Annotated in this window: 23 protein-coding genes; 14 read left to right on the top strand and 9 right to left on the bottom strand. The window is 47.5% G+C overall.

Annotated features, from left to right (window positions below):
* Position 1: 1 nt before the first annotated feature.
* The 4 genes from DQN52_RS10255 to gatC form a co-directional block, all read right to left on the bottom strand.
* Positions 2-670: an O-methyltransferase gene (locus tag DQN52_RS10255; protein WP_003787647.1), complete on the bottom strand. Its 669-nt coding sequence runs from the start codon at positions 668-670 to the stop codon at positions 2-4.
* An 18-nt stretch (positions 671-688) separates the two neighbouring features.
* Entirely contained in the window at positions 689-877 is a 189-nt protein-coding gene (locus DQN52_RS10250) for a DUF3460 family protein (RefSeq protein WP_003787650.1), read from the bottom strand.
* A 107-nt stretch (positions 878-984) separates the two neighbouring features.
* Positions 985-2,433, bottom strand: coding sequence for an Asp-tRNA(Asn)/Glu-tRNA(Gln) amidotransferase subunit GatA (gene gatA, locus DQN52_RS10245; RefSeq protein WP_003787651.1), 1,449 nt, complete (start codon positions 2,431-2,433; stop codon positions 985-987).
* Positions 2,434-2,591: 158 nt separating this feature from the next.
* Positions 2,592-2,882 (bottom strand): Asp-tRNA(Asn)/Glu-tRNA(Gln) amidotransferase subunit GatC, encoded by a 291-nt coding sequence (gene gatC, locus DQN52_RS10240; protein ID WP_026036285.1) that lies wholly within the window; start codon positions 2,880-2,882, stop codon positions 2,592-2,594.
* A 187-nt stretch (positions 2,883-3,069) separates the two neighbouring features.
* Between gatC and DQN52_RS10235 the strand changes: the two genes are divergently transcribed.
* The 13 genes from DQN52_RS10235 (at position 3,070) to lpxK (ending at position 16,684) form a co-directional block, all read left to right on the top strand.
* Positions 3,070-4,107 carry a rod shape-determining protein gene (locus tag DQN52_RS10235; protein ID WP_003787655.1) on the top strand — a complete coding sequence of 346 codons (1,038 nt, stop codon included), beginning with the start codon at positions 3,070-3,072 and terminating at the stop codon, positions 4,105-4,107.
* Between the two features lie 36 nt (positions 4,108-4,143).
* On the top strand, positions 4,144-5,016 hold the full coding sequence (gene mreC, locus DQN52_RS10230; RefSeq protein ID WP_003787658.1) for a rod shape-determining protein MreC: 873 nt from the start codon (positions 4,144-4,146) through the stop codon (positions 5,014-5,016).
* On the top strand, positions 5,013-5,516 hold the full coding sequence (gene mreD / locus DQN52_RS10225) for a rod shape-determining protein MreD (RefSeq protein ID WP_003787660.1): 504 nt from the start codon (positions 5,013-5,015) through the stop codon (positions 5,514-5,516). Before mreC ends, mreD begins: the two co-directional genes overlap by 4 nt.
* A 4-nt stretch (positions 5,517-5,520) precedes the next feature.
* On the top strand, positions 5,521-7,572 hold the full coding sequence (gene mrdA / locus DQN52_RS10220; protein ID WP_003787661.1) for a penicillin-binding protein 2: 2,052 nt from the start codon (positions 5,521-5,523) through the stop codon (positions 7,570-7,572).
* A complete protein-coding gene (gene rodA / locus DQN52_RS10215; protein ID WP_003787663.1) occupies positions 7,569-8,690 on the top strand; it encodes a rod shape-determining protein RodA in 1,122 nt (373 codons plus the stop codon). The genes mrdA and rodA overlap by 4 nt, the downstream gene beginning before the upstream one ends.
* Before the next feature lie 49 nt (positions 8,691-8,739).
* The gene (locus DQN52_RS10210; protein ID WP_003787665.1) at positions 8,740-9,168 is read left to right on the top strand and encodes a type II toxin-antitoxin system RatA family toxin; all 429 of its coding nucleotides are present in this window, start codon (positions 8,740-8,742) and stop codon (positions 9,166-9,168) included.
* On the top strand, positions 9,161-9,442 hold the full coding sequence (locus tag DQN52_RS10205; RefSeq protein ID WP_003787667.1) for an RnfH family protein: 282 nt from the start codon (positions 9,161-9,163) through the stop codon (positions 9,440-9,442). The genes DQN52_RS10210 and DQN52_RS10205 overlap by 8 nt, the downstream gene beginning before the upstream one ends.
* A gap of 13 nt (positions 9,443-9,455) precedes the next feature.
* Entirely contained in the window at positions 9,456-10,037 is a 582-nt protein-coding gene (pth, locus tag DQN52_RS10200) for an aminoacyl-tRNA hydrolase (protein ID WP_003787669.1), read from the top strand.
* Between the two features lie 104 nt (positions 10,038-10,141).
* Complete coding sequence (gene rsmB, locus DQN52_RS10195; protein ID WP_003787671.1) at positions 10,142-11,398, top strand: 16S rRNA (cytosine(967)-C(5))-methyltransferase RsmB; 1,257 nt, start codon at positions 10,142-10,144, stop codon at positions 11,396-11,398.
* Positions 11,364-12,005, top strand: a complete 642-nt coding sequence (locus DQN52_RS10190; protein WP_003787673.1) for a DUF4390 domain-containing protein — start codon at positions 11,364-11,366, stop codon at positions 12,003-12,005. Before rsmB ends, DQN52_RS10190 begins: the two co-directional genes overlap by 35 nt.
* A gap of 155 nt (positions 12,006-12,160) precedes the next feature.
* Positions 12,161-14,290: a sensor histidine kinase gene (locus DQN52_RS10185; RefSeq protein WP_003787675.1), complete on the top strand. Its 2,130-nt coding sequence runs from the start codon at positions 12,161-12,163 to the stop codon at positions 14,288-14,290.
* A 5-nt stretch (positions 14,291-14,295) separates the two neighbouring features.
* Positions 14,296-15,573: a sigma-54-dependent transcriptional regulator gene (locus tag DQN52_RS10180; protein ID WP_032134191.1), complete on the top strand. Its 1,278-nt coding sequence runs from the start codon at positions 14,296-14,298 to the stop codon at positions 15,571-15,573.
* Between the two features lie 82 nt (positions 15,574-15,655).
* A complete protein-coding gene (gene lpxK, locus DQN52_RS10175; protein ID WP_003787678.1) occupies positions 15,656-16,684 on the top strand; it encodes a tetraacyldisaccharide 4'-kinase in 1,029 nt (342 codons plus the stop codon).
* Positions 16,685-16,779: 95 nt separating this feature from the next.
* Here lpxK and DQN52_RS10170 read toward each other — a convergent pair whose 3' ends face one another.
* The 5 genes from DQN52_RS10170 to ygiD form a co-directional block, all read right to left on the bottom strand.
* Positions 16,780-17,637 (bottom strand): DUF808 domain-containing protein, encoded by an 858-nt coding sequence (locus DQN52_RS10170; protein WP_003787681.1) that lies wholly within the window; start codon positions 17,635-17,637, stop codon positions 16,780-16,782.
* 201 nt (positions 17,638-17,838) lie between these two features.
* Complete coding sequence (gene pgmB / locus DQN52_RS10160; RefSeq protein ID WP_003787686.1) at positions 17,839-18,507, bottom strand: beta-phosphoglucomutase; 669 nt, start codon at positions 18,505-18,507, stop codon at positions 17,839-17,841.
* 2 nt (positions 18,508-18,509) lie between these two features.
* A complete protein-coding gene (locus DQN52_RS10155) occupies positions 18,510-20,774 on the bottom strand; it encodes a glycoside hydrolase family 65 protein (RefSeq protein ID WP_003787689.1) in 2,265 nt (754 codons plus the stop codon).
* Between the two features lie 318 nt (positions 20,775-21,092).
* Positions 21,093-22,439, bottom strand: coding sequence for an SLC45 family MFS transporter (locus DQN52_RS10150; RefSeq protein ID WP_003787691.1), 1,347 nt, complete (start codon positions 22,437-22,439; stop codon positions 21,093-21,095).
* Positions 22,440-22,791: 352 nt separating this feature from the next.
* Positions 22,792-23,574, bottom strand: coding sequence for a 4,5-DOPA-extradiol-dioxygenase (gene ygiD / locus DQN52_RS10145; protein WP_003787693.1), 783 nt, complete (start codon positions 23,572-23,574; stop codon positions 22,792-22,794).
* A 113-nt stretch (positions 23,575-23,687) separates the two neighbouring features.
* Here ygiD and DQN52_RS10140 point away from each other — a divergent pair, with 113 nt between their 5' ends.
* Positions 23,688-24,674 carry a class 1 fructose-bisphosphatase gene (locus tag DQN52_RS10140; protein ID WP_003787695.1) on the top strand — a complete coding sequence of 329 codons (987 nt, stop codon included), beginning with the start codon at positions 23,688-23,690 and terminating at the stop codon, positions 24,672-24,674.
* The last annotated feature ends 290 nt before the right edge of the window (positions 24,675-24,964 follow it).

Raw genomic sequence — 24,964 nt, 5'->3', positions numbered from 1 at the left:
ATTATTTTTTGCGGACTAGGGTTAAGCCATCACCCAAAGGCAGGGTTAAAGGCACAATGCGTGAATCGTGGGGCAGGCTGGCATTGAAATCACGCAAAATCGCATGGCTGGCTGGGCTGTGCGCCGAAGCAGCCTGCACAATGCGTCCACCCAACAATAAATTGTCTATCGCGATAATGCCGCCCGAACGCACCAGCTGCAACGCACGTTCAAAATAATGTGGCGTGGGCGGTTTGTCGGCATCAATAAACGCCATGTCGTAGCTATTGTTTTCGCCTGCTGCGATGAGTTCGTCCATCGTGATGAGTGCAGGCTGCAAGTGCAAAGTGATTTTGTGCGACACGCCTGCGTTGCACCAATGCTGTTGCGCTTCATCGGTGAAGGTTACGTTGATGTCGCAACAAGTGAGCCGCGCGTCATCGGGCAACGCCAACGCCATTGCGGTGCTGCTATACCCTGTGAACACGCCCACTTCCAAATATTTGCGAACGCCCAAAAGTTGCGCCAACCAAGTCAGCAGCGCGGATTGTTCGGGCGCAATCGCCATTTTACCCAAGCGATGCTGTGCCGTTTGAGCGCGAATTTGCGCCAACACAGGTGATTCGGTCGCACTGATTTGGCGCAAATAATCCAGCAATTCGGGCGTGAAGTTTGTGGCTTGAACCGTCATGTGCAGGCTGCTTTGGGATTAGTCGGGTTGGTAGGCGTAGGGTTTTTTTGGTAATTTTGCCGCTTCAAAGCCTGCTTGTTCTTCGGGATTGAGTTCCACGTCCCACAACAAATTGCGGTTGTTTAAGCGTTTGGCTTCTTCTTCGGGGTGTTGTTTTAAGTATTCATTTAAAAATTGCGTGGTATCGGATTGGTATTTGTCGTACATGGTGGTGTTCCTTGTGTTGGGAAAATGGGATTATATAAAATTTGTGGGAGAATGTGCAGGCTGGTTTTTTGGGGGATAAAAGCAGCCTGCACTTTTAATCAACGCATTTACACTGGCGTTTTCGTATGCCAATCGCTATTCAACTGCATTTGATGCGCTGTGCCCAAAATCTTCGCTTCGCTGAAATAATTGCCAATCAACTGAACGCCAATCGGCAAACCGTCCGCGCCCATGCCTGCTGGCAAACTCAACGCTGGCAAACCAGCCAAATTCACCGCAATCGTATAAATATCAGACAAATACGCTTGAACAGGGTCTTGATTTAAACTGTTCAACGCAGGCGCAGCAGTCGGCGCATTCGGCGCTAAAATCACATCACATTTCGCAAAGGCAGCCTGAAAATCATTCGCCACCAAACGGCGCAATTTCTGCGCTTTCAAATAGTAAGCGTCATAATAACCGTGCGACAACACATAAGTGCCAATCATAATGCGGCGTTTCACTTCGCTGCCAAAACCTTCGGTGCGCGTGTTGCTGTACATCTCGTCCAAATTGCCGAACTGCGCGGCGCGGTGTCCGTAGCGAACGCCGTCATAGCGCGACAAATTCGTACTCGCTTCCGCCGAAGTCAACACATAATAAGCTGGAATAGACAATTCCGTTTGCGGCAACGACACTTCCACCAATTCCGCTCCTTGTTGTTGCAACAGCGTTTTCGCGTTTTCCAAAGCAGCCTGCACGTCCGCGCTGTTGTTATTCGTGAAATATTCTTTTGGCAGACCGACTTTCAAACCTTTAAGCGGTTGATTTAAATCGCGTGTGTAATCTTCGCGCTCGCGTTCTAAACTGGTGGAATCGCGTTCATCAAAACTTGCCATTTGGTTCAACAAAATCGCGCAATCTTCCGCGGTTTGCGCCATTGGACCAGCTTGGTCAAAACTTGAAGCGTAGGCAATCATACCGAAACGCGACACCATGCCATAAGTCGGTTTCAAGCCCGTAATGCCGCAATGTGAAGCAGGTTGGCGGATTGAGCCGCCCGTGTCCGAACCCAACGCAACAGGGGCTAAACGTGCACCCACCACCGCCGCCGAACCGCCCGAAGAGCCGCCCGCAACGTGTCCGTGATTAAACGGATTGTGAACCGCGCCATAGAATGAATTTTCGTTGGTTGAACCCATCGCAAATTCGTCCATATTGGTGCGACCGAGCGTTACCATGCCCACGTCCAACAGGTTTTGCACCACAGTTGCGGTGTAGGGCGCGATGAAATTGTCCAACATTTTGGACGCGCAAGCGGTGCGCCAACCTGTTTGACAGAAAATGTCTTTGAATGCGACTGGTACGCCTGTTAATGCGTGGGCGTTGCCTGCGGCGATTTTGGCATCGGCGGCTTCGGCTTCGGCTAGGGTTTTGTCGCGTTCTAATGTGATGTAGCCGTTGATGGTGGCGTTTTGCGCGTCAATGGCGTTTAGGTATTCGGTTGCCAATTCTACGGCAGAGATTTGTTTGGTTTGCAGCAATTCGCTGGCTTGTTTTAGGGTGTAAGTTGGCATTGTTTTCTTTCTGTTTTTTGACAATAATTTGAATAGAACGATTGTAGGTCGGGGTTTGACCCCGACATTTTCCAAATTCAATGATATTTACGGAGAAAATGTTAGAGGCAAGACCTCAACCTACGTTTGACGTTCAAAAAGCAGTCTGCACTTGGCACTTATTCGCCAATCACTTGCGGCACAATATACAAGCGATTTTTTACTTCGGGCGCAACGGCTTGGTATTCAGCGGCGTGGTCGGTTTCGGTAACCGCATCATCGCGCAAACGCAAGGCAACTTCGTGTGGGTGGGTCAGTGGCTCTACGCCTGTGGTATCTACGGCTTGCATTTTTTCTACTAGCTCAAAAATGGAATTGAGTTTGTCCAACGTGGCTTGTTTTTCGGTTTCGTTTAAGGCAAGGCGTGAAAGTTGGGCAATTTTTTCTACATCGTTCATGGTTAAAGACATGGTTAAATCCTTTAAATTTAATTTTGCAATGGCTTGATTTAGGGTATCATTGCGCGTTATTTTATCCGCAAATTGCGTGATTATAACCGAAAAAAGATTCATAAGCATGATGATTTTGCAGGCTGCTTGCTAAGATTATCATGCTTTACTAGTTGTTTATATTTAATATTTTATTCAGGATTTTGACATGTTTGATTTTTTGACTCGCTATTTTTCTAATGATATCGCGATTGATTTAGGCACTGCCAACACATTAATTTATATCAAAAGCAAAGGCATTGTGCTGGACGAGCCATCTGTGGTTGCTGTGCAAACGGACCAATATGGCAAAAACGATACGTTAGCAGTGGGTGCAGATGCAAAAAAAATGTTAGGTCGTACACCAAGTGGTATTCAAGCAATTCGTCCTTTAAAAGATGGCGTGATTGCAGACTTTTATATCACAGGCAAAATGCTCAAAGAATTTATCCGCAAAGTAAACAACAGCAAATGGGCGGCGTCGCCACGCATTGTGATTTGTGTACCTTGTGGCGCAACGCAAGTAGAACGCAAAGCGATTCGCGACTCTGCCAAAGAAGCGAACGCGTCAGAAGTATATTTGATTGAAGAGCCTATGGCAGCGGCGATTGGTGCAGGCTTGCCAGTTGATGAGCCAACGGGTTCGATGGTGGTGGATATTGGCGGTGGCACAACCGAAGTGGGCGTGATTTCTTTGTCGGGCGTGGTGTATTCACACTCTATTCGCATTGGTGGCGATACCTTTGACGAAGCGATTATTCAATATGTGCGCCGTAACTATGGCATGGTCATTGGCGAAGCGACTGCGGAAGAAATCAAAAAACGCATTGGCTCGGCGTTCCCAAGCACCGAAGTAACCGAAATGGAAGTGAAAGGTCGCAATTTGGCAGAAGGTATTCCACGCGCGTTTACCATTACATCAAACGAAGTATTGGAAGCCTTGGCAGACCCATTGAGCCAAATCGTGCAGGCGGTTCGCAATGCTTTGGAGCAAACACCACCCGAATTGGGTGCGGACATTGCCGAACGTGGTATGGTTTTGACTGGCGGCGGTGCATTGCTCAAAGGGATTGACCGCTTGCTTGCCGAAGAAACAGGCTTGCCTGTTTTGATTGCAGAAGATGCTTTAACTTGCGTGGTGCGCGGTTCAGGTCGTGCGCTGGATATGATTGGTAAATTGAATTCGGTATTTGTGAATAATCTTTAATATTAAGGTGCAGGCTGCTTTTGCACGAGAAACATTATGTCTGACCATTCTTTGTCGTTTTCCAAAAAAGGTATTAGCTCCGCCAACAAACTGATTTGTTTGTCATTGGTGGCGATTGCCTTGTTGATGCTCGATAGCCGTTATGCGGCGGTACAAAATGCCAAGCGATATGTCGCTACGGCTTTGTATCCGCTGCAATGGCTCGCCAATCAACCGATTGAATGGTACGAATACAGCAGCGCATTGTTTCAATCGCAAAATTATTTATTGGCTGAAAATCAACGCTTGACTTTGGAAAACACGCAATTAAAAATGCGAACACGTCAGGCAGAAATTCAGTTGCGCGAATTAAACGATGTTAAGTCTTTGTTATCGTTAAAACAAAAAGCATTAAGCGATGGTTTAGCAGCCGAAGTCATCTCCAATGGTCGCGAGCCTGTGGGCAGCCGATTGGTGATTAACAAGGGCAGCAATCATCACATTCAAGTGGGCGATGCGGTGGTGGACGATGCAGGTTTGATTGGACAAGTGAGCCAAGTCCATCCAATTTCTGCCGAAATTAGCCCTTTAACCGATGGCAGCCTAACCATTCCAGTGATGGTGATGCGTACAGGTATGCGAACTTTGGTGTATGGCGGCAGTGGCAGCTTAACTTTGCGCTATTTCCCAACCGATTCCGATTTGCAGCCCAATGATGTTTTAATCACATCGGGCTTGGATAGCATTTATCCTGCGGGGATTCCTGTGGCGCGTGTGATGCAAACCAGCCGCAATGCAGGTACGCCGTTTTATCGTGTGCAGCTTGAACCTATTGCTGCCTTGCATCGCAGCAAATTTGTTTTAATCTTACCGCAACAACCTGTGCAGGCTGCTTCTGCGCCTGTATCTGCACCGATTACCACGCCATGATTGAATCCGAAAATTTTTACAGTAGAATACCAAAGCATCTGATTTATATTAGCTTTGCTATTGCGATGCTTTTGGACTTTATTCCTTTATCGAGCGATTTGTTTCATTGGTTACCCGAATTTACTGCCATGATGTTGATGTATTGGCTGATTAATCGCCCACAAAGTGTAGATATTGGCACAGCATTTTTATTAGGACTATTAACCGATATTGGTGTAGCTGCGCCTCTGGGGCAGCATGCGTTGTCTTATATGTTTTCTGCCTATTTGATTATTCGCAATCGCCGTCAAATTGTGCTGCACAATTATGGTATACAAGCCGTTGTGGTTTTTGTTGCTCTGTTGTGCAACGAAGTGGTTTTGACGTTGGTGCGTTTGCGTTTTACTCATCATTTTTCTGACTGGTTGGTGTTCTTATCTCCGCTTGTGGGTGCATTGTTGTGGCCGCTGCTCAACAAAATCATGGTTTCCATTTTGAACTTCCGTTATCTACGTCGTTAATTTCATGAAAACATCTCGCCAGCTTTCAGGTAATTATTCCAATTCCAACACCCGTCAGCGTGATTTCGCGCTTCGACTGGTGGTGGCTTTTATGTTTATCTTATTGTTTTTTGGGATTTTGATTGCGCGATTTGTTTATTTACAAGTCGAAAAACACAATGAATATGTGGCACAAGCCGCCACCAACCGTATTAGTTTAATCCCCACACCACCCATTCGTGGCGAAATCACCGATGTAAACGGTGTGGTGTTGGCGCAAAATTATCCTGCTTATTCTTTGGAAATTATCCCCAATCAAGTCGAAGGCAAAATCGACGATTTAATCGAATCGCTACGCAGCTATGTGGCGTTGGACGATGCCGATTTGCGCCGTTTTCGCAAATTTCGTGCCGACTATCGTTCGTATGAAAAAGTACCGCTCAAACTCAAACTCACGCCCGATGAAGCCTCGCGCCTTGCCGCACAGTTGTATCGCTTTAAAGGCGTAGAAATCAACGCACGCACGTTTCGCGAATACCCATTTGGCTCGCTCACCGCGCACTTTTTGGGCTACATCGGACGCATCAGCGACCACGATATGACCAAATTAACCGAAACCAATCGTGCCATTGCCTATCGTGGCACAACCCACATCGGCAAATCGGGCTTGGAATCGTATTACGAAGAACAGCTACACGGCAAACCTGGTTATCAAGAAGTGGAAAAAGACGCAGCAGGCAATATTATTCGCGTGATTCGCTCCGAACCGCCACAAACAGGGCAAACCTTGCGTTTGTCGATGGATATTCGCTTGCAGCAAGAAGCCGACCGCTTAATGGGCAATAAACGTGGCGCAATGGTGGCGATTAACCCACAAACAGGCGGCATTTTGGCGTTTGTGTCCAAGCCCAATTTTGACCCGAATATTTTTATCGATGGCATTGACAGCGACAGTTGGAAAGCTCTAAACGAAAACTGGCAACGTCCGCTTATCAACCGTGTTACGCAAGGTTTGTATCCACCAGGTTCGACTTTTAAACCGTTTATGGGTATGGCGTTGCTGGAAAGCGGCAAAATCAATCAACACACGGTTGTGTCTGCACCAGGTGTGTGGAGTATTCCCAATACATCGCACTTGTTCCGCGATTCGGTTCGCAGCGGACACGGCTCGGTAAATTTGAGCAAGGCGATTCAAGTATCATCAGACACGTTTTTCTATAAGCTCGGCTTTGAGTTGGGCATAGAAAAAACCGCGCCTTATTTGGCGGCATTTGGTTTGGGGCAAAAAACAGGCATCGACCTGCCCAACGAATACCAAGGCATTTTGCCCACGCCCGAGTGGAAAGAAAAACGTTTTGCGCGCTTGCCCGAAAACAAACGCCGTTGGAATATTGCCGAAATGGTGCCTGTGAGCATTGGTCAGGGTTACAACACCTACACGCCATTGCAAATGGCACACGCCACCGCGATTTTGGCGAACAATGGCGTGGTGTATCGTCCACATTTGGTCAAAGAAATGCTCGACCACGAAAACCAACAAATTACTGTGATTGACCCACAGCCCGAGCGTAAACTGCCCTATTCTTTAAGTAATTTCAATTACTTAAAACGTGCGATGCAGCGCGTATTGCAAGCAGGCGGCACGGCGCGAAAAATTGGCGAAGGTTTAAGCTATACCATGGGCGGTAAAACAGGCACGGCGCAAGTGGTGCAAATCGCACAAGGCAAAACTTATAACGCCGCAGCTTTGCGTGAACAGCACCGCGACCACGCATGGTTCATTGCCTTTGCACCTGTGGATAAACCGCAAATTGCCGTTGCTGTTATTTTGGAGAATGCAGGCTGGGGCGCAAACGCCGCACCTTTGGCACGACAACTAACCGACTTTTATTTATTGCGCCTGCAAACAGGGCAAGTTAGCGCAGAAGTGCAAGGCGCAAGACGCACGTCTAACCCATTGTTGCAATTAACTGCACCCTTGAATACGAAAAAAAGCCCAGTGCAGGCTGCTTTTGAAGCCGTAGCGCAGGAAAAAGCCGCAGTGCAGGCTGCTTCATCACCGAGTTTACAACCATGAGCATGAAACAACCAACTGATAACTGGCTTATCAAAATCAAACGCCTGCTATGGGATCCATTAGACCCATGGCTGTTTTATGCCGTGTTGGCGGTGTATTTGATGAGTATGTTTTTGCTGTATTCCGCAGATGGACGAGACATTGGGCGACTGGAAAACAAAACCCTACACACCATTTTGGGCGTGGGCTTGTTGCCGATTTTTGCCCGAATTCGCCCACAAATATTAAGCAAATTCGCCTTGCCGATTTATGTGATTGGCGTGGTTTTGCTGCTGGGCGTACATTTTTTTGGCATCACCGTAAATGGCTCAACACGCTGGCTTAATTTGGGCATTGTGCGCTTGCAGCCGTCCGAAATCATGAAAATTGGTTTGCCAATGACGGTGGCATGGTTTTTCCAACGCTATGACGGACGCTTGGCGTGGTATCACTACATTGTCGCGCTGGGCATCATCATTATCCCAGGTGGCTTGATTTTGAAGCAGCCCGATTTAGGCACAGCCACGCTGATTATGGCATCGGGTTTGTTTGTGATTTTCTTTGCAGGATTGCCGTGGAAAGCTCTGTTTGGCTCGCTTACTTTATTTTTCGTATCGCTGCCCTTGATTTGGAATTACGGCATGCACGACTACCAAAAAACGCGCGTACTCACGCTGCTCGACCCAACCAAAGACCCATTGGGCGCAGGCTATCACATTTTGCAATCGATGATTGCGATTGGCTCGGGCGGCGTTTGGGGCAAAGGCTGGCTCAACGGCACACAAACGCATTTGGACTACATTCCCGAATCCACCACCGACTTTATTTTTGCCGTGTATGGGGAAGAGTTTGGTTTGCTGGGCAATATTTTGCTGCTGTTGGTGTACACCATTATTTTGGGGCGCGGTTTGGTGATTGCTGCTCGCGCACCGACTTTGTATAGTCGCACTTTGGCTGGCGCATTAACCATGACTTTTTTCTGTTACGCTTTTGTGAACATGGGCATGGTAAGCGGCATTTTGCCTGTGGTGGGCGTGCCATTGCCGTTGGTGAGCTACGGTGGCACAGCAACTTTGTCGATTATGTTTATTTTGGCTTTGTTGATGGGCATTGCCAATCAAGGTAAAAAGAAAGAATAAACGATAAAAAGCAGCCTGCACTCCCAAAATTTTGAAAGCAATCTTTAATATGGCAACGATTAAAAAATCTGTTTTGGTGCTACACAGCGCGGAAAAGATGTATGCGCTGGTGGACAGGGTGGAAGACTACCCGCAATTTTTGCCGTGGTATGGCAAAACCGAAATTTTGTCGCGCACCGACACCGAACTCAAAGCGCGGCTACACATGGATTACATGGGCATCAACCAGTCTTTTGCCACGCACAACCACAACCAGCCGCTGCGTCAAATCCAAATGAATTTGCTGGAAGGACCGTTTAAATCGCTGCACGGCACTTGGCAATTTGTAGATTTGGGCGATGGCATGTGTCAGATTGAATTTACGCTGCACTACGAATTAACAGGACTGTTGAGCCGTGTGATTGCGCCTGTGTTTTCGGTGGTAACCAATCGTTTGGTTGATGCCTTTGTGCAGGAAGCGAATCGCCGCTATGGATAAAATCGCCGTGGAAGTGGCATACGGCACCGCCACGCAGCAAAAATTGTATCGCTTGCACCTAGCCGCTGACTGCACGGCGCGACAAGCCGTTTTGGCAGCACCGATTTTGCACGATTTCCCCGATGCCGATGTGCAGGCTGCTTTGTTGGGCATATTCGGCAAAGCGGTTAAAGACGACACAGTATTGCGCGATGGCGACCGCGTGGAAGTGTATCGCCCCTTGCTTGCTGACCCAAAAGACGCTCGCCGCAAACGAGTCGCGCAGAAAAAATAGGAATCTCATCAACATGAAAATTAAATTGATTGTCGGCTTGGGCAACCCCACTGCCGAATACGAAAAAACGCGCCACAATGCTGGTTTTTGGTTTTTGGACGAATTGGCGTGGCAATGGAAAGCCAGTTGGAAAAACGAAAAGAAATTTTTTGGCGATGTTGCTCGCGTGTCGCGCCCCGGTGGCGAAGTGTGGTTGCTCAAACCCGATACTTATATGAATTTGTCGGGCAAGGCGGTGCAGGCGTTGGCGCAGTTCTACAAAATCGCGCCCGAAGAAATTTTGGTGGTACACGATGAACTGGACATTGATTGCGGTGCAATTCGCTTCAAACTGGGCGGCGGCAATGGCGGACACAATGGCTTAAAAGACATTCAAGCGAAAATGGGTACGCCCAATTTTTATCGCCTACGCTTGGGGATTGGACACCCTGGCGACCGCGCTTTGGTGGTGGGTTTTGTGTTGAACAAGCCATCGGCTGCCGAACGCGAATTGGTGGATGCGGCAATCGCTAAATCCTTACGCGCTATGGACGATATTATGGCAGGCAAACAGGAAGAAGCGGTGCGGTATTTGCATAGTAAGAATGCGGTTTGAATGACAAAAAGCAGCCTGCAACTTTTCATCAACAAAAAGTGCAGGCTGCTTTTTTGTTGTGATACACTTGCCCCCTATTTATTTTTCAATTTCAGAACAAAACGATGTCTTTATCTTTGGTACAAAAACTCGCTGCACAAACCGTGTTGGCGGTAGCAAATGGCAAAAATCTTGCCGATGAATTGGCAAACATCATCGCCCAAAATCCCGATTTAACCGCGCAAGACAAAGGCATGCTGCAAGACTTGGCATATGGTTGCCAGCGATTTTTGGGCAGCCTGCGTTATATGCTGGGCAAATTGCTCAACAAACCGTTGGACAACCCATTGCTAGAAGCGCATTTACTGGTGGCAATGTATCAACTCAATCACACCAAAAACGCGCCACACGCAGTTGTAAACGAAGCGGTGGAATACATCGGCAAAATGGGGCGTGGACAATACCGCTCGTTTGCCAATGCGATTTTGCGCCGTTTTCAGCGCGAACAAGAAGGGTTGAATAAATCGTGTCAATTCAATAATATAGCCAAATTCAATTTGCCGACTTGGTTGCAAAGCAGCCTGCAAACGCAGTACCCAAAACATTGGCACAATATGGTAACGGCGTTTCAATCGCACCCACCGCTCACCTTGCGCGTCAATCGCCGCCACATGAATGCCGATGCTTATTTGCTGCTGTTGGAACAAGCAGGCATTGCCGCCAAAAAATTGGACGATTATGCCATTCGCATTACCACGCCTGTGCCTGTGAACCAGTTGCCGCAATTTGCCAATGGCGCGGTGTCGGTGCAAGACTGGGGCGCACAGCAAGCGGCGTATTTGCTCAATCCGCAAAACGGCGAACGTGTGTTGGACGCTTGCGCTGCTCCAGGCGGCAAAACAGGGCATTTGTTGGAACTGGCCAATTGCAGCGTCACCGCGTTAGACATAGACAAAAAACGTTTGGCTCGCGTGCAAGACAATTTGGCGCGATTAAAATTGCAGGCTGCTTTGTATTGCTCACCTGCCCAAAATTTAGCCGAATGGTGGGACGGTGTGCCGTTTGATGTGATTTTGGCAGACGTACCTTGCACCGCATCAGGCACAATTAAACGCAATCCCGACATCAAATGGTTGCGCCGCCCCAACGACGCGCTCAAAACCGCGCAACAGCAAGAAATCATGCTAGATGAATTGTGGAAAACCTTGAAACAAGGCGGACGAATGTTGCTGGCAACGTGTTCTATTTTTGAAGCGGAAAACCAGTTGCAATGCCAAAAATTCCTGCGCCGTCATGCCGATGCCACTTTGCTAGAAGAAAAAGTTTTGATTCCCAACGAAAAACAAGATGGGTTTTATTATGCGCTTATTCACAAAAAATAATGTGTTAGCCAAACCAAAGCAGCCTGCACTTTTTTGGGGTGCAGGCTGCTTGCGCGTGTTTGTGTTGATGATTGGCTTGATGACGTTGCCCATTGCCCATGCCGAAAACATTCAGTCCACGCGCCGCGAAGCACAAATCTTGCCCAACGGACAACTGGCGATTAGCACACGTTTTGCCACCGAATTGCCCGAACAGCTAACCGATGCGCTGCAACAAGGCGTGTCGCTGGATTTTGAGTTGTCGTATCAACTGGAACGCCCGACATTTGCATCGTATCGCAGCAAAATCACGCAACTGGTCAGCAACGAAAACCGCGTAAACTATCGTCTATCGTATCACCCACTCACCAGCCGTTATCGCGTATCGGTTGGCACATTTTCTACTGAATACAGCAGCTTAACCACCGCACTCAAAGCAGTCGGTGCGATTGCAAATTGGCGCACGCTCAAACAAGGCACGTTGCTCAACGCCACGCCAAGCGATGTAGAAGCCAGCGTTCGGTTGAGTTTGAGTGTGAGCAAATTGCCCAAACCGTTTCAAATCAACGCCATCACATCGCGTGGCTGGAATTTGGATTCGGGTTGGCAAGATTTGATTATTCGTTAAAAAGCAGCCTGCACTTGCAACAACCGTCATTCCCGCGCAGGCGGGAATCCAATGCTTTATTTCGGTTATACAAAATCCATTTCTATAACTGAATCAGCCAGATAGATTCCTGCCTACGCAGGAATGACGGCAAATCCATTAACTCACGAGTTCCCATGCGCCGTTTTCTCATTTTCTGTGGCATCGCATCATTTGCCGTTTTGTATTTGCTCACGTTTTCCACCGACAGCGACAGCCGTTTTGCGCCTTATTTTTGGTGGATTGCGGTGGCGGCAGCCTTGTTGGCATCGATGCTGTTTACCGTCATCGTCCGCTATATTTGGTTGATTTTAAGCGACAAAAACAACCAAGTATTCGGCTCGGTCATCGCACGAAAATTGTCGGGTATGTTCACGTTGGTTGCCGCCTTGCCTGCCATTTTCTTGCTGGGCGTTGCCGCGCAGTTCATTGCATACAGCATTGACTCGTGGTTTGGCAACGACACAAAAGAAGCGTTGGAGCGCAGTTTAAAACTCAGTCAATCGGCGTTGAACAATGCCGCGCAACACAGCATGGTGCAGGCTGCTTCGGTTCGCGCCCATGTGCTAACCGCAGTCATGCAGCAAAACGATGTCGCCCCAGCACTCAACACCACCGAAGCGCGCGAATTTGCCCATCTTGCCGTGTGGAATTTAGATACGCGCCAACCGCTTGTTGAACGCAATCCCAATCAATTTACGCCGCCCGAATTGGACGAAAGCAGCCTGCACAAAATCCACCAATCCGACACGCATCACAGCATAGAAAGCATCAACCACACGCTTTATACCAACGGCTGGCTGCTGTTGCCCAAATACAATCATCAGCAATACGCACTGTTTTTCCGCCAAGCCGTGCCGCAGCAAGTGGCGCAAGATGCCGAATTAATTGAAGCCGCCCGTTCCAAATACGCCGAACTAGCCTTCGCGCAAAAAGGCTTACAAACCTTTTTCTTGGTCACTTTGTTGATTGCGGCATTGTTGGCGATTTTGTTAGCGATTGCGGCTGCCTTGTATTTTGCACGACGTTTTGTTGAACCGATTGTGCAGTTGGCAGACGGTGCGCGAGAAGTGGCGCAAGGCAATTTTCAACGCCGATTGCACATTATTCGCCAAGACGAATTGGGAAAATTAACTTTGTTGTTCAACCACATGAGTGAACAACTTGCCATTGCCAAACAAGCCGATGAGCAGCATCGACAAGAACAAGAAGCCGCCCGACATTATTTGGAGCGCGTGTTGGACAGTTTGAGCGCAGGCGTGATTACGCTAGACAGTGCAGGCTGCTTGAATACCTATAATCGCAGCGCAGAAACGATTTTGGATTGTTCTTTGTCGGCTATTTTGGGACAAAATCCGCAAGACTGGGCGCAGCAATCGCCGCAATACCACGCACTCAACCAAGCCCTAACGCCGTTGATTGAAAGCGAAAATGCCAACAAAGCGATTGAATTGACCTATCTTGCCCAAGACGAAAGCCGCATTTTGCTGGGCAAAGCCGTGCGCCTGCCAGCCGAAAACGGCAACGGCTTGGTTTTGGTGTTTGACAACATCACCACTTTGGTTCAAGCGCAAAAAGAAGCCGCATGGGGTGAAGTGGCAAAACGCTTGGCACACGAAATCCGCAATCCACTCACGCCAATCCAGCTTTCTGCCGAGCGATTGGCATGGAAATTGCGTGATAAACTTTCCGACCCCGATGTGCAAACGCTAGACAAATCCACCAACACAATCATTAAACAAGTCGCCGCACTAAAAGAAATGGTAGAAGCCTTTCGCAATTACGCTCGTGCGCCGTCTATTCGTTTGAAACCTGTTGATTTAAATGTGTTAATTGGTGAAGTATTGGTGCTATACGAAAGTGTACCTTGTACATTCCATACAGAATTGAGTAATATACCTATGTGGCTCAATGCCGATACCACGGCAATGCGTCAAGTGTTACACAATTTGTTCAAAAATGCTGCCGAAGCTGCCGAAAGCGACGTCAAACCACAAGTTTGGGTTAGCACACAAATCCAAAACGAACAAATTCACATTAGCGTGAGCAACAACGGCAAATCGTTTAGTCACGAAATGTTGCAGGCTGCTTTTGAGCCATATAAAACCGATAAATCCAATGGTACAGGCTTGGGGCTAGCGGTTGTGAAAAAAATTGTAGAAGACCATAATGGACGCATCACGCTCCACAATCGTGCAGAAGGTGGTGCGTGCCTAAACCTTTATTTTCCTTTTGTAGCAAATTTAACTGAACCATCAGAAAAATAATAATCATGAAAAGCACAGATATTTTAATTGTTGACGATGAAATTGGCATTCGTGAAGTATTGCAAGAAACCTTGGAGGACGAGGGCTACACCGTTGCTGTTGCCGAAAATGCCGAAGAAGCACGCAAATTGCGTATCAAAACGCGCCCATCTTTGGTGTTGCTGGATATTTGGATGCCCGATAGCGATGGCATCACGTTGCTCAAAGAATGGGCAACCAACGGCTTGCTGACCATGCCTGTGGTGATGATGAGCGGACACGGCAGCATCGACACCGCCGTAGAAGCCACCAAAATCGGCGCGTTGGACTTTTTGGAAAAGCCGATTCCGCTACAAAAATTGTTGCAAACGGTGGAACGCGCACTCAAATACGGCGAATCGCAAACCCAAGCCCCGATAACAGCAAACAATTTGGGTAGCAGCGCGGTGATTAAAGAATTGAATAAGCAGTTAGAACTAGCGTATCGCCACAATAATGCAGTTTTATTGCTGGGTGAAGCAGGCTGCCCATTTGAAACGGTGGCGCGGACATTCCACAAAAACAACACTCCTTGGGTGGAAGCACATAAACCCGAACATATTTCCAGTATGCCTTTGGATTTATTGGAAAAAGCATCAGGCGGCATTTTGTATTTGGGCGATATTTCACAATACGACAAATGTATTTTGCAAAGCATGGGCGTGATATTGGGCAAGGCAGAGCGGTTCAATGTGCGCATTGTGTGTTGCAGCAGCACACCTGTAAACGAATGGTTAAACGTCCAATCGGACACGCGCTTATCCAATTTATTGTCGGGCGCGGTGATTTCGTTGCCGCCGCTGCGTCATCAAATTGAAGACATTCCGTTTTTGGCAGGGCAAATTCTGCGCGAATTATCCAGTAGCCTGCAAGAAGAAACGCACGTTAAATTTACATCAGCCGCCTACAACCGCTTGCGCCAATACGACTGGCCGGGCAATTTGGAGCAATTTCGTAATGTGATTAAAAGCCTTGCGCTCAACTGCGAGGGCAACGAAGTCCACGACGGCGCAGTAACGCGCGTATTGAGCCAGTTTAATCAAAACGAAACCGCGCAAGAAGTAAAAGGCGGTTTTAACTTCAACTTGCCGCTGCGTGAATTGCGCGAAGAATTGGAACGCCGTTATTTTGAGTTCCACATTCAGCAAGAAAACCACAATATGAGCCGCGTGGCGCAAAAAGTGGGCTTGGAACGCACGCATTTGTATCGCAAACTCAAACAACTGGGCATTTCGTTTACTCGACGCGGTGGCGAGAAAGAGTAAATCTACATCAAACCAATCATCGCCGTCATTTTTGCTTGATGCAGAAATGACGGCGTAGTCGTAGTAAAAAAGCAGCCTGCACATGAAACTACATCAACTCATCGAACAACATTGGCAAACGCCCAATCCAATTTTGCGTGTTTTGCTGACTCCGCTTTCGCGTTTGTTTGCGCTGATTGCACAACATCGTCGCCAACGCTATCAACACAATCCGCACAAAATCCAAAAATTGCCTGTGCCTGTGGTGATTGTGGGCAATATTCACGCGGGTGGCACGGGCAAAACGCCCATTACCGCTGCTTTGGTTCGCGGCTTGCAACAACGTGGCGTGCGTGTTGGCATCATCAGTCGCGGCTATGGCAGACAAAGCAGCGAAATTTATGTGCTGCACGCGCACAGTCAAGCAGCAGATGTTGGTGATGAACCGTTGATGCTGTATCGTCAAACCGCTGCACCGATGGCGGTGGGAGCGAATCGCTATGTGACTGGGCAAGCGTTGTTGGCGCATTATCCCGACATTCAACTGTTGGTGGCGGACGATGGTTTGCAGCATTACGCGTTGCACCGCGATATGGAAATTGGCGTGTTCCCAGCCGCCGATTTGCGCCGATTAAGCGAATTGGACGTGTTGCCCAACGGCAGCCTGCGCGAACCGATTGCACGATTGGGCGAATTAGACGGCGTGGTGTTAAGCCAAGCCAACGCAGACGATATAACGTGGGCGCAAGAACAAACGGTTTTTCCGCACGATTTATTTGCCAGCAGCGTGGTTTGCGGTGCGCCGTATCGCTTCAATCAAGCAAACGAAAAGCTAGACCCAAGCAGCCTGCACCCCAATCAAACCTGCGTGGCGGTGGCTGGCATTGCACGTCCCGAACGGTTTTTTCAGTCTTTGCGCGATATGGGGATTGAATTGGCGCAAACGCTGGCTTTGGCTGACCACGCGGTGTTGTCGCTTGATGATTTGCCTGCTGCGGATTATGTGTTGATTACGGAAAAAGATGCGGTGAAATTGCCGACCCATGCGCCCGATTGCATTTGGGTGTTGCCGATTGAAGCGCGGATTGAGCCTGATTTGGCGGATTGGGTTTGCGCGAAATTGGGTTTGTGATGTGAGTGATTTAAATCAAACAAAAAAAGTGCAGGCTGCTTTTTTGAGTATTTCAAAAGCAGCCTGCACTTTTTCTATTCAATATCCTAGTGTGATTATTTCACCGCCAATCTTTTGCTCAACGGCAAAATCACAGCGCAGCAAATCACGCCCACAATCAAGCCTACGACTAAATCAAATCCTGTGGCAATTAAAGCGTTGCTCCATTGAATGTGGTGCAGCGCGTCTATGTTGTGGGTAAAAATGCCGCCACCCACCAAGAACATTGCTAGCGTGCCAACAAACGCCAGCGCACGCATCACCCAAGGCATAATGGCGATAATCATGCGTCCAATCGCGCGTTTGCCAGACGAAGCAGCCTGCATCAAATACAAGCCCACATCATCGGCTTTGACAATCATCGCCACCAAGCCGTAAACAAAAATCGTAATGCCGATGCCAACCGCCGACAAAGCGAAAATTTTAACCATGAGCGTGGATTCTTGTACCACACCCAACGCGATGATGATGATTTCTGCCGACAAAATAAAATCGGTGCGAATTGTACCTTTGATTTTGTCTTTTTCGCTGTCGAGTGAATCGGGAATGTGCGTGGCTTCATGCGCTTCTTCGTGGTGATGTAAAAACTTGTGCAGCAATTTTTCTACACCTTCAAAACACAAATATGCGCCGCCTATCATCAGCAACGGCGTAATCAACTTTGGCAAAAAAATCGACAACAATAGGGCGATGGGAATCAAAATGACTTTGTTGATGAGCGAGCCCTTTGCCACCGCCCACACAATCGGCAATTCGCGGTCGGCTTGTACGCCTGTTACTTGGTTGGCATTCAACGCCAAATCGTCGCCTACCACGCCTGCGGTTTTTTTGGCTGCCATTTTGGTCATGAGTGCCACATCGTCCAGCACCGATGCGATGTCGTCCAACAAGGTAAACAAAGATGCAAAAGCCATTTTAATATCCTAACAAATTGAAAAGGCAAGATTATAGCGTAAAAAGCAGCCTGCACTTTTTGTTGATTCAAAGTGCAGGCTGCTTTGTTTAGCATTTAGGTATTCTAGTTGATTAAAATTGCAATGATACAGCGTTGCCAACGCCCTTATGTACTTATCGTACACGGCGGGCGTTGTCGCCTTGTCTCATTTTTATTTTAATCAACTATACTTCGCGCTTTGCCAAACGTTTTCCAAATAATTCAACGTCAAAAAGCTGGTGTCAGCCACAATCGCAATATCATCGCCCAAATCGCTGGCTTTGCCCACGCCAATCGGCAACGCGCCAGCCGCTTTAATCGCTGCCACGCCAGCCGCCGCGTCTTCAATGCCAATGCAGTTTTCAATCGCTACATCCACACCAGCCGCCGCTGCCAAAAAAATATCAGGTGCTGGCTTGGATTGCGCGATTTTTGCAGGGTCGGCGATGCAATCAAAATATTCCGTTAATTGCATTTGCTGCAACAATTTCGGGCCATTTTTGCTTGCTGATGCCAACGCGATTTTTTTACCACTCGCACGCAACGCTTTGAGCAAATCCAAAATGCCAGCGTAAACATCATTCGGCGAAACCGCTTCAATCATCGTCAAATAATTCGCGTTTTTGTGTTCGGTTAATTGCTTAAATTCTTCTGGCGAAACGGTTTTATTGCCGTGCACCAAAATGCGTTTGAGCGAATCATCACGCGACACGCCTTTCAGTTGCTCGTTGAATTGGCGGTCAATGCTAATCCCCAATTCTTCCGCCAACTTTTGCCACGCGAGAAAATGATATTCCGCCGTGTCGGTAATCACGCCGTCCAAATCAAAAAGTACCGCTTCAAAAGTCATGCTTATTCTCCACGTTGCAATGCGGTTACAAATTCGCTTTGTAATTCAACTTCTTGACCGTAAACGCTCAATTTCAATGCGTCGCCTTTGAGCAAATTCAATTTCACATTTGCGCTATCAACGGTTACTTTAATCAAGCGACCGCGATAATTGATGTGGAATGCGTAACCTGTCCAAACGCTTGGCAAGAATGGCGCAAAACTCAATTTGCCGCCCCAAGTTTTCATTTGTGCGAAACCTTGCACAATGCCTAACCAAGAACCCGTCATAGACGTGATGTGCAAACCGTCTTCCGTGTCGTTGTTGTAATTATCCAAGTCCAAACGCGCCGTGCGTTGGTACATTTCAACTGCTTTTTCTTCTTTGCCCAATTCCGCTGCCAAAATCGCGTGGATTGATGGCGATAATGAACTTTCGTGAACGGTCATCGGTTCGTAGAAATCAAAATTGCGGCGTTTTTCGTCCAATGTGAAACGGTCGCCGAAGAAGTAAATCCCTTGCAACACGTCCGCTTGTTTGATGAATGGCGAACGCAAAATTTTGTCCCAAGACCATTTTTGGTTCAATGGCAAATCGTCTTTGGACAATGCCGAAACTGGGCGCAAATCTTTGTCCAAGAAACCATCGTGTTGTACAAATACATTCAATTCCGCGTCAAACGGACGGTACATATTCGCGATAATATCCGCCCATTTTGCCAATTCTTCCGCGCTCACGTTCAAATCTGGGCGTGGGTATTTTGCCAATGCCGCAGACGTGTATTCCAATACCCAAGCAGCTAAATTGTTGGTGTACCAGTTATTATTGATGTTGTTTTCGTATTCGTTTGGACCGGTTACGCCGTGCATCATGTATTTGCCGTGGCGGTTTGAGAAATGCACGCGGTCAGCCCAGAAACGTGAAATTTCTACCAACACTTCCAAGCCTTCTTTTGCCAAATAGCTTTCGTCGCCTGTGTAGTTGGTGTAATTGTAAATCGCGTAGGCAATCGCACCGTTGCGGTGAATTTCTTCAAACGTGATTTCCCATTCGTTGTGGCATTCCACGCCTGTGAACGTAACCATTGGGTACAACGCGCCTGCCAAACCTTGTTGTCCTGCGTTGTGTTTCGCTTGCGGTAATTGATTGTGGCGATATTTCAACAAGTTGCGTGTAACTTGTGGTTCTGCCAACGCCAAATACAACGGCACAGCATAGGCTTCCGTATCCCAATACGTTGCGCCACCGTATTTTTCGCCTGTGAAACCTTTTGGACCGATATTCAAACGCGCATCTTCGCCGTAGTAAGTCGCGAATAATTGGAATAAATTGAAGCGGATACCTTGTTGCGCTTCATTGTTGCCGCTAATCACCACGTCCGCGCTTTCCCAACGTTTCAGCCAGCCTGCTTTGTGCGCCGCCAACAAATCGGCAAATGATTGTTTAGCCACTTTTTCAGACAATTCGCGTCCTGCTTTTTGCACAGCTTCCAAATCAGCATAATCGCGGCTTGTGGTAATAATCACACGTTTTTCAAAAAATTGCGTTTCGCTGCCAACGCTGCCTGAAAATTCATTGCTTACTTGCCAATCTTGTTCTTGGCTGCTTGAAACGTTGAAATCGCCTGCGAAATGTTGTTCCGCGTTCACGATAAATTGTTCCACGCCAAATGGATTGGCAACGGTTTGAGTGGCAATCGCCGAAGTTTCCGCGTTCACTTCACGCGCCAACACTTGCCAGAATTTTTCTTCGTAGTTGGAATCTTCGTTTTTCACGTCAGCGTCAATCATAGAATTGATGCGGACTTCGTGCGTTTTGCCGTCCACCGCAACCATTTCCCAACGGATGGCGGCTAATTCTTTTTGTGCCACCGACAAAAATTTGGTAATCGCAAATTTCACGCCAAACACGGTAAATTGACGGCGGAATACGCCTGTTTTCATGTCCAATTCAATCGCGAAATTAGCAACTTCATTTTTCGCCAAATCCACTTCTTGATTGTCCACAAAAATCGCTACTTTGCTGAAATTTAAGGCGTTAATCGCTTTACCGAAATATTTTGGATAGCCGTTTTTCCACCAACCCACACGCGTTTTATCGGGAAACCACACGCCTGCGATGTAAGTACCCAAATGGCTGTCGGCAGAATACGTTTCTTCAAAATTGCCGCGCATACCCATGTAGCCATTACCGATACTGGTCAGGCTTTCTTGTAAGCGTTTGTGTTCTTTTTCCAATTTGGTTGAGCGAATCGCCCATGGCAGAACGTCCATAATTCTCAAATACATAGTGTTATTCCTTATGAAAATTGAAGCGAAAAAATTGAATTTTTGAATGGATAAATTTTATTGAAAAAGCAGCCTGCATATTTTCAGGCAGCCTGAAATATACGACAAAACTTTTAGTTGCAGTAATCTTGTTCCCTCTCCTTTGGGAGAGGGCTAGGGAGAGGGAAAAATCGCTGAATAAAACAAATCTTTAGTTAAGGCTGAAAAGTTTTCCGTTCTCCCACAGGAGAGGGAGTAGATTTGCTTATATATAAAAATTTCTGTCGTATCAAAAAGCAGCCTGAAACATTTCCACCATTTTCAGGCTGCCTGAAATGGTTAATTACCGTGCGTTTCTTTGATCAAAAACACCGAGAATGCGCCCAACAGTAACACAATCCCTGCCATGATAAACATATTTGCTTGCACACCGCCCAACATCGGGAACAGTGCGAAACTCAACAACGAAGCCACAATTTGCGGCAAACAAATAGACGTGTTAAACAAACCCAAATAAGTGCCTGTGTGTTTGCCCGACAAAGCATTGGTAACAATCGTCAATGGGTAAGTCAAAATACCCGCCCAAGCAATCCCCACCAAAATAAACGACACGATTAACAAATATTGATTGGTCGCAAACGCAATAGACAAGAAGCCCAACGCGCCCAACGCCAAGCAGCCAAAATAGCTTTGTTTATGATATTGATTGGGAATTTTCGCCAAAACATACGAACACGCCACCGCAGCCACCGATTGCACCGCCGCCAACACGCCAAACCAGTTGCCCGCTTCCTGATAACCAGCCGAAGCCGCATCGGTTGCATTCCACACATTCGCTGCAATCGCGCCAGCCGAATACGTCCACAAATATTGGAACGCAAACCAGCAGAAAAATTGCGTAAATGACACCGTCCAAAATGCTTTTGGCGCACGTTTGAGCAATTCAATCCAGCTTACTTTTTCTTCATTGGCTTTTACGTCAATGCCGTGATAACGCGCATAGGTTTCAGGGTCGTACTCTTTCACTTTGAACACGGTCAATGCGCTGGTAACAATCAACAACGCCGCGCCCACATAAAACGACACGACAACCGTTTGCGGCACAACGCCTTTTTCCGCCACGTTGCTCAAACCAATAATCGCAAACAAAAACGGCAAAATTGACGCAACAATACCGCCTGTATTCGCCAAGAAACTTTGAATGCCATACGCATAGCTTTTTTGTTCTTCGTTTACCATGTCGCCGACCATCATTTTGAATGGCTGCATCGCCATATTAGACGACACGTCCAACAGCGCAATCATCAACGCACCAAACATCAACGCCATCGCATAACTCAAACCCAAGCTACCTGAATTGGGTATCAACAACATCACAATCACCGCAATCAACGAGCCATAAATCAAATACGGCAAACGGCGACCACCCAAACGCGGCGACCAAGTGCGGTCAGAAAAATGCCCCACGATCGGCTGCACAATCATGCCAGCGAGCGGTGGCAAAATGAAAAACCAACCCAAACTGTGTGGGTCTGCGCCTAGCGTTTGGAAAATGCGGCTCATTTGAGAACTTTGCAGCGTAAACGCGGTTTGCACACCCAAAAAACCGAAACTCATCATCCAAATGGTGTTTTTGGATAGCGTTGGCAGCCCTTGTTTGGTTGGGGTTTGATTGTCTGTTGCCATAGTATTACTCCGAGAGGTTTAAAATAAAATCATTTTGATGGTAGTTTACTGTTTTGGTGCGGATAACGATACGATATGCGCCAGATTTTGCTAATTTTGTGTGCAAATAAAAATAATATTAGTTATATCAGTTAGCTATTTTAAATAATCGGTTTTAGCGAGTTAAGCGCGTCTAATACTATTTCAGGGGTTGTAAAAAGTCAAAGGAAATTCATTATTTGTTGCAATAAGTCAAAATTAAGTAAAAAAGCAGCCTGCACTTTTTGTTGATTCAAAGTGCAGGCTGCTTTGCCCTTTTGTCCAAATCTATGATTTGGTTATAAAAGGGTATGTCGTAGGCATGCTTAATCAATCAATGCAGCAAAACCGAAGTCATGCTAATAGACCCCATATCCATTTGATTATTGAACAACGCCACGCGGTCGCTATCGTCTTGTTGCGCCAACACATACAGCAGCGGCAACAAATGCTCGGGCGTGGGCACAGACAGCCGCGCGACGTCGCCAAATTGATGATAGTTGATGATGTTGTCGTGCTGGCGATATTCAATCGCATGGTTGATGTGCGCCAAAAATTGCTCTGCCCAATCGTATGCAGGCGCGTGGTCGGTGCGTTGCGCGGCGCGTAGGTTATGCACAATATTGCCGCTGCCCACAATCAACACGCCTTGTTCGCGCAACACACGCAAACGCTGGGCTTGCTCGTAATGCCATTGCGGCGGCTGCGATAAATCCAAACCCAGTTGCACCACAGGCACATCGGCTTGGGGGGACAAAAATTTCAGCACCGCCCATGCGCCGTGGTCTAAACCGCGAGTAGGGTGGATTTGTGCTTCGGGCAATAAATCGCATAATTGTTGCGCCAATTCGGGGCTGCCAGCGGCTGGATAATTTTGTTGATACAAGGCTTCGGGAAAGCCATAAAAATCGTAAATGGTGTCAGGCTGCGCTGCGCCCGTTATCCACAAACCGTCATACCAATGCGCCGACACGCACACAATCGCTTTGGGTTTGGCAAAGGTTTGGGCAATGCGCGTGATGTTTTGGTTGATGTCTAATTCGGGGCGCAACATGTTCATTGGGCTGCCGTGTCCCAAAAAAAGTGCAGGCTGCTTTTTGTTTGGATTGGATTGCATGATAGAATTTCTTTGTGTTTTTAATATATCGCCAGTTTAATTTTGTTATACAAGAAAATAAATAGGCATTTTATCAACACAATTTTAATCTACATGAAACAACGGAGAACATCATGCAAACCTTAACCCACTATCTGCAACAACACAGCCAACAATACGTGATTGCACCCGAGCTGATTAGCACGGTTGGCAGCATCGTGGCAGCCTGCACGCAAATTAGCCGTCATGTGCGATTGGGCGCGTTGTCGGGCGTGTTGGGCGAGGCTGGCACAGGCAATATTCAGGGCGAAGCGCAAAAAAAATTGGACGTGCTTGCCAATCAAATCTTAATCGACACTTTGCGCGACAACGCCAATGTGGCAGGCATCGCCAGCGAAGAAGAAGACGATTTTGTCGCCACTAGCGAGCAGGGCGGTTATTTGGTGTTGTTTGACCCGTTGGACGGTTCGTCTAATATTGATGTAAACATTTCTATTGGCACGATTTTTTCGGTGCTGGCAAAACCAGCGGGCAGCCTGCACACGCAATCGTTCTTGCAAGCAGGCAGCAAGCAAGTGGCAGCAGGCTATGTGTTGTATGGCGTACAAACGATTTTGGTGCTGACATTCAAACACGGCGTGGCAGCGTTCACACTCAACGAACAAGGCGAGTTCATTCAAACGCAGGCTGCTTTGCAAGTTCCCACGCAAACGGCAGAATTTGCCATCAATATGTCCAACCAACGCCACTGGGAGCAGCCGATTCAGCAATATATTGGCGAATTGCTGGCAGGCAAAGACGGCGTGCGCGGCAAAAATTACAATATGCGCTGGGTGGCGAGCATGGTGGCAGAAGTCCATCGCATTTTGACGCGCGGCGGCGTGTTTCTCTATCCCAAAGACAACCGCGACCCCAGCAAAGCAGGCAAATTGCGTTTGATGTATGAAGCCAATCCGCTGGGCTTGGTGGTGGAACAAGCAGGCGGCAAAATCACCAATGCGCGTGAAAATATGTTGCAGATTCAACCGACTGGCTTACATCAACGTGTAGCGGTGGTGTTGGGTAGCGTGGAAGAAGTGGATAAAGTACAAACATTACACAGTGGATTATCTTCAAACTAGCACTGCGTTGCCAACGCCTTTATGTACTATAGTGGATTAAATTTAGATTATGACAAGGCGACAACGACCGCCGTGTACGAATATAGTGAATTAAATTTAGATTAGTACCGCGTTGCCAACTCCCTTATGTACTAGATGTACACGGCGGTCGTTGTCGCCTTGTTCTAGTTAGAATCTAATCCACTTTTACCCATATGATTCGGTACAATCCACAGGATAACTTGTGGATAAGTCATCTAAATCATTCAACCCACAACAAAAAGTGCAGGCTGCTTAAAAAATAAGCAGTC

Origin of the sequence: Kingella kingae (genome assembly GCF_900475905.1) — a bacterium.
Taxonomy (GTDB): Bacteria; Pseudomonadota; Gammaproteobacteria; order Burkholderiales; family Neisseriaceae; genus Kingella; species Kingella kingae.
This window is presented reverse-complemented; position numbering and strand designations above follow the sequence as displayed.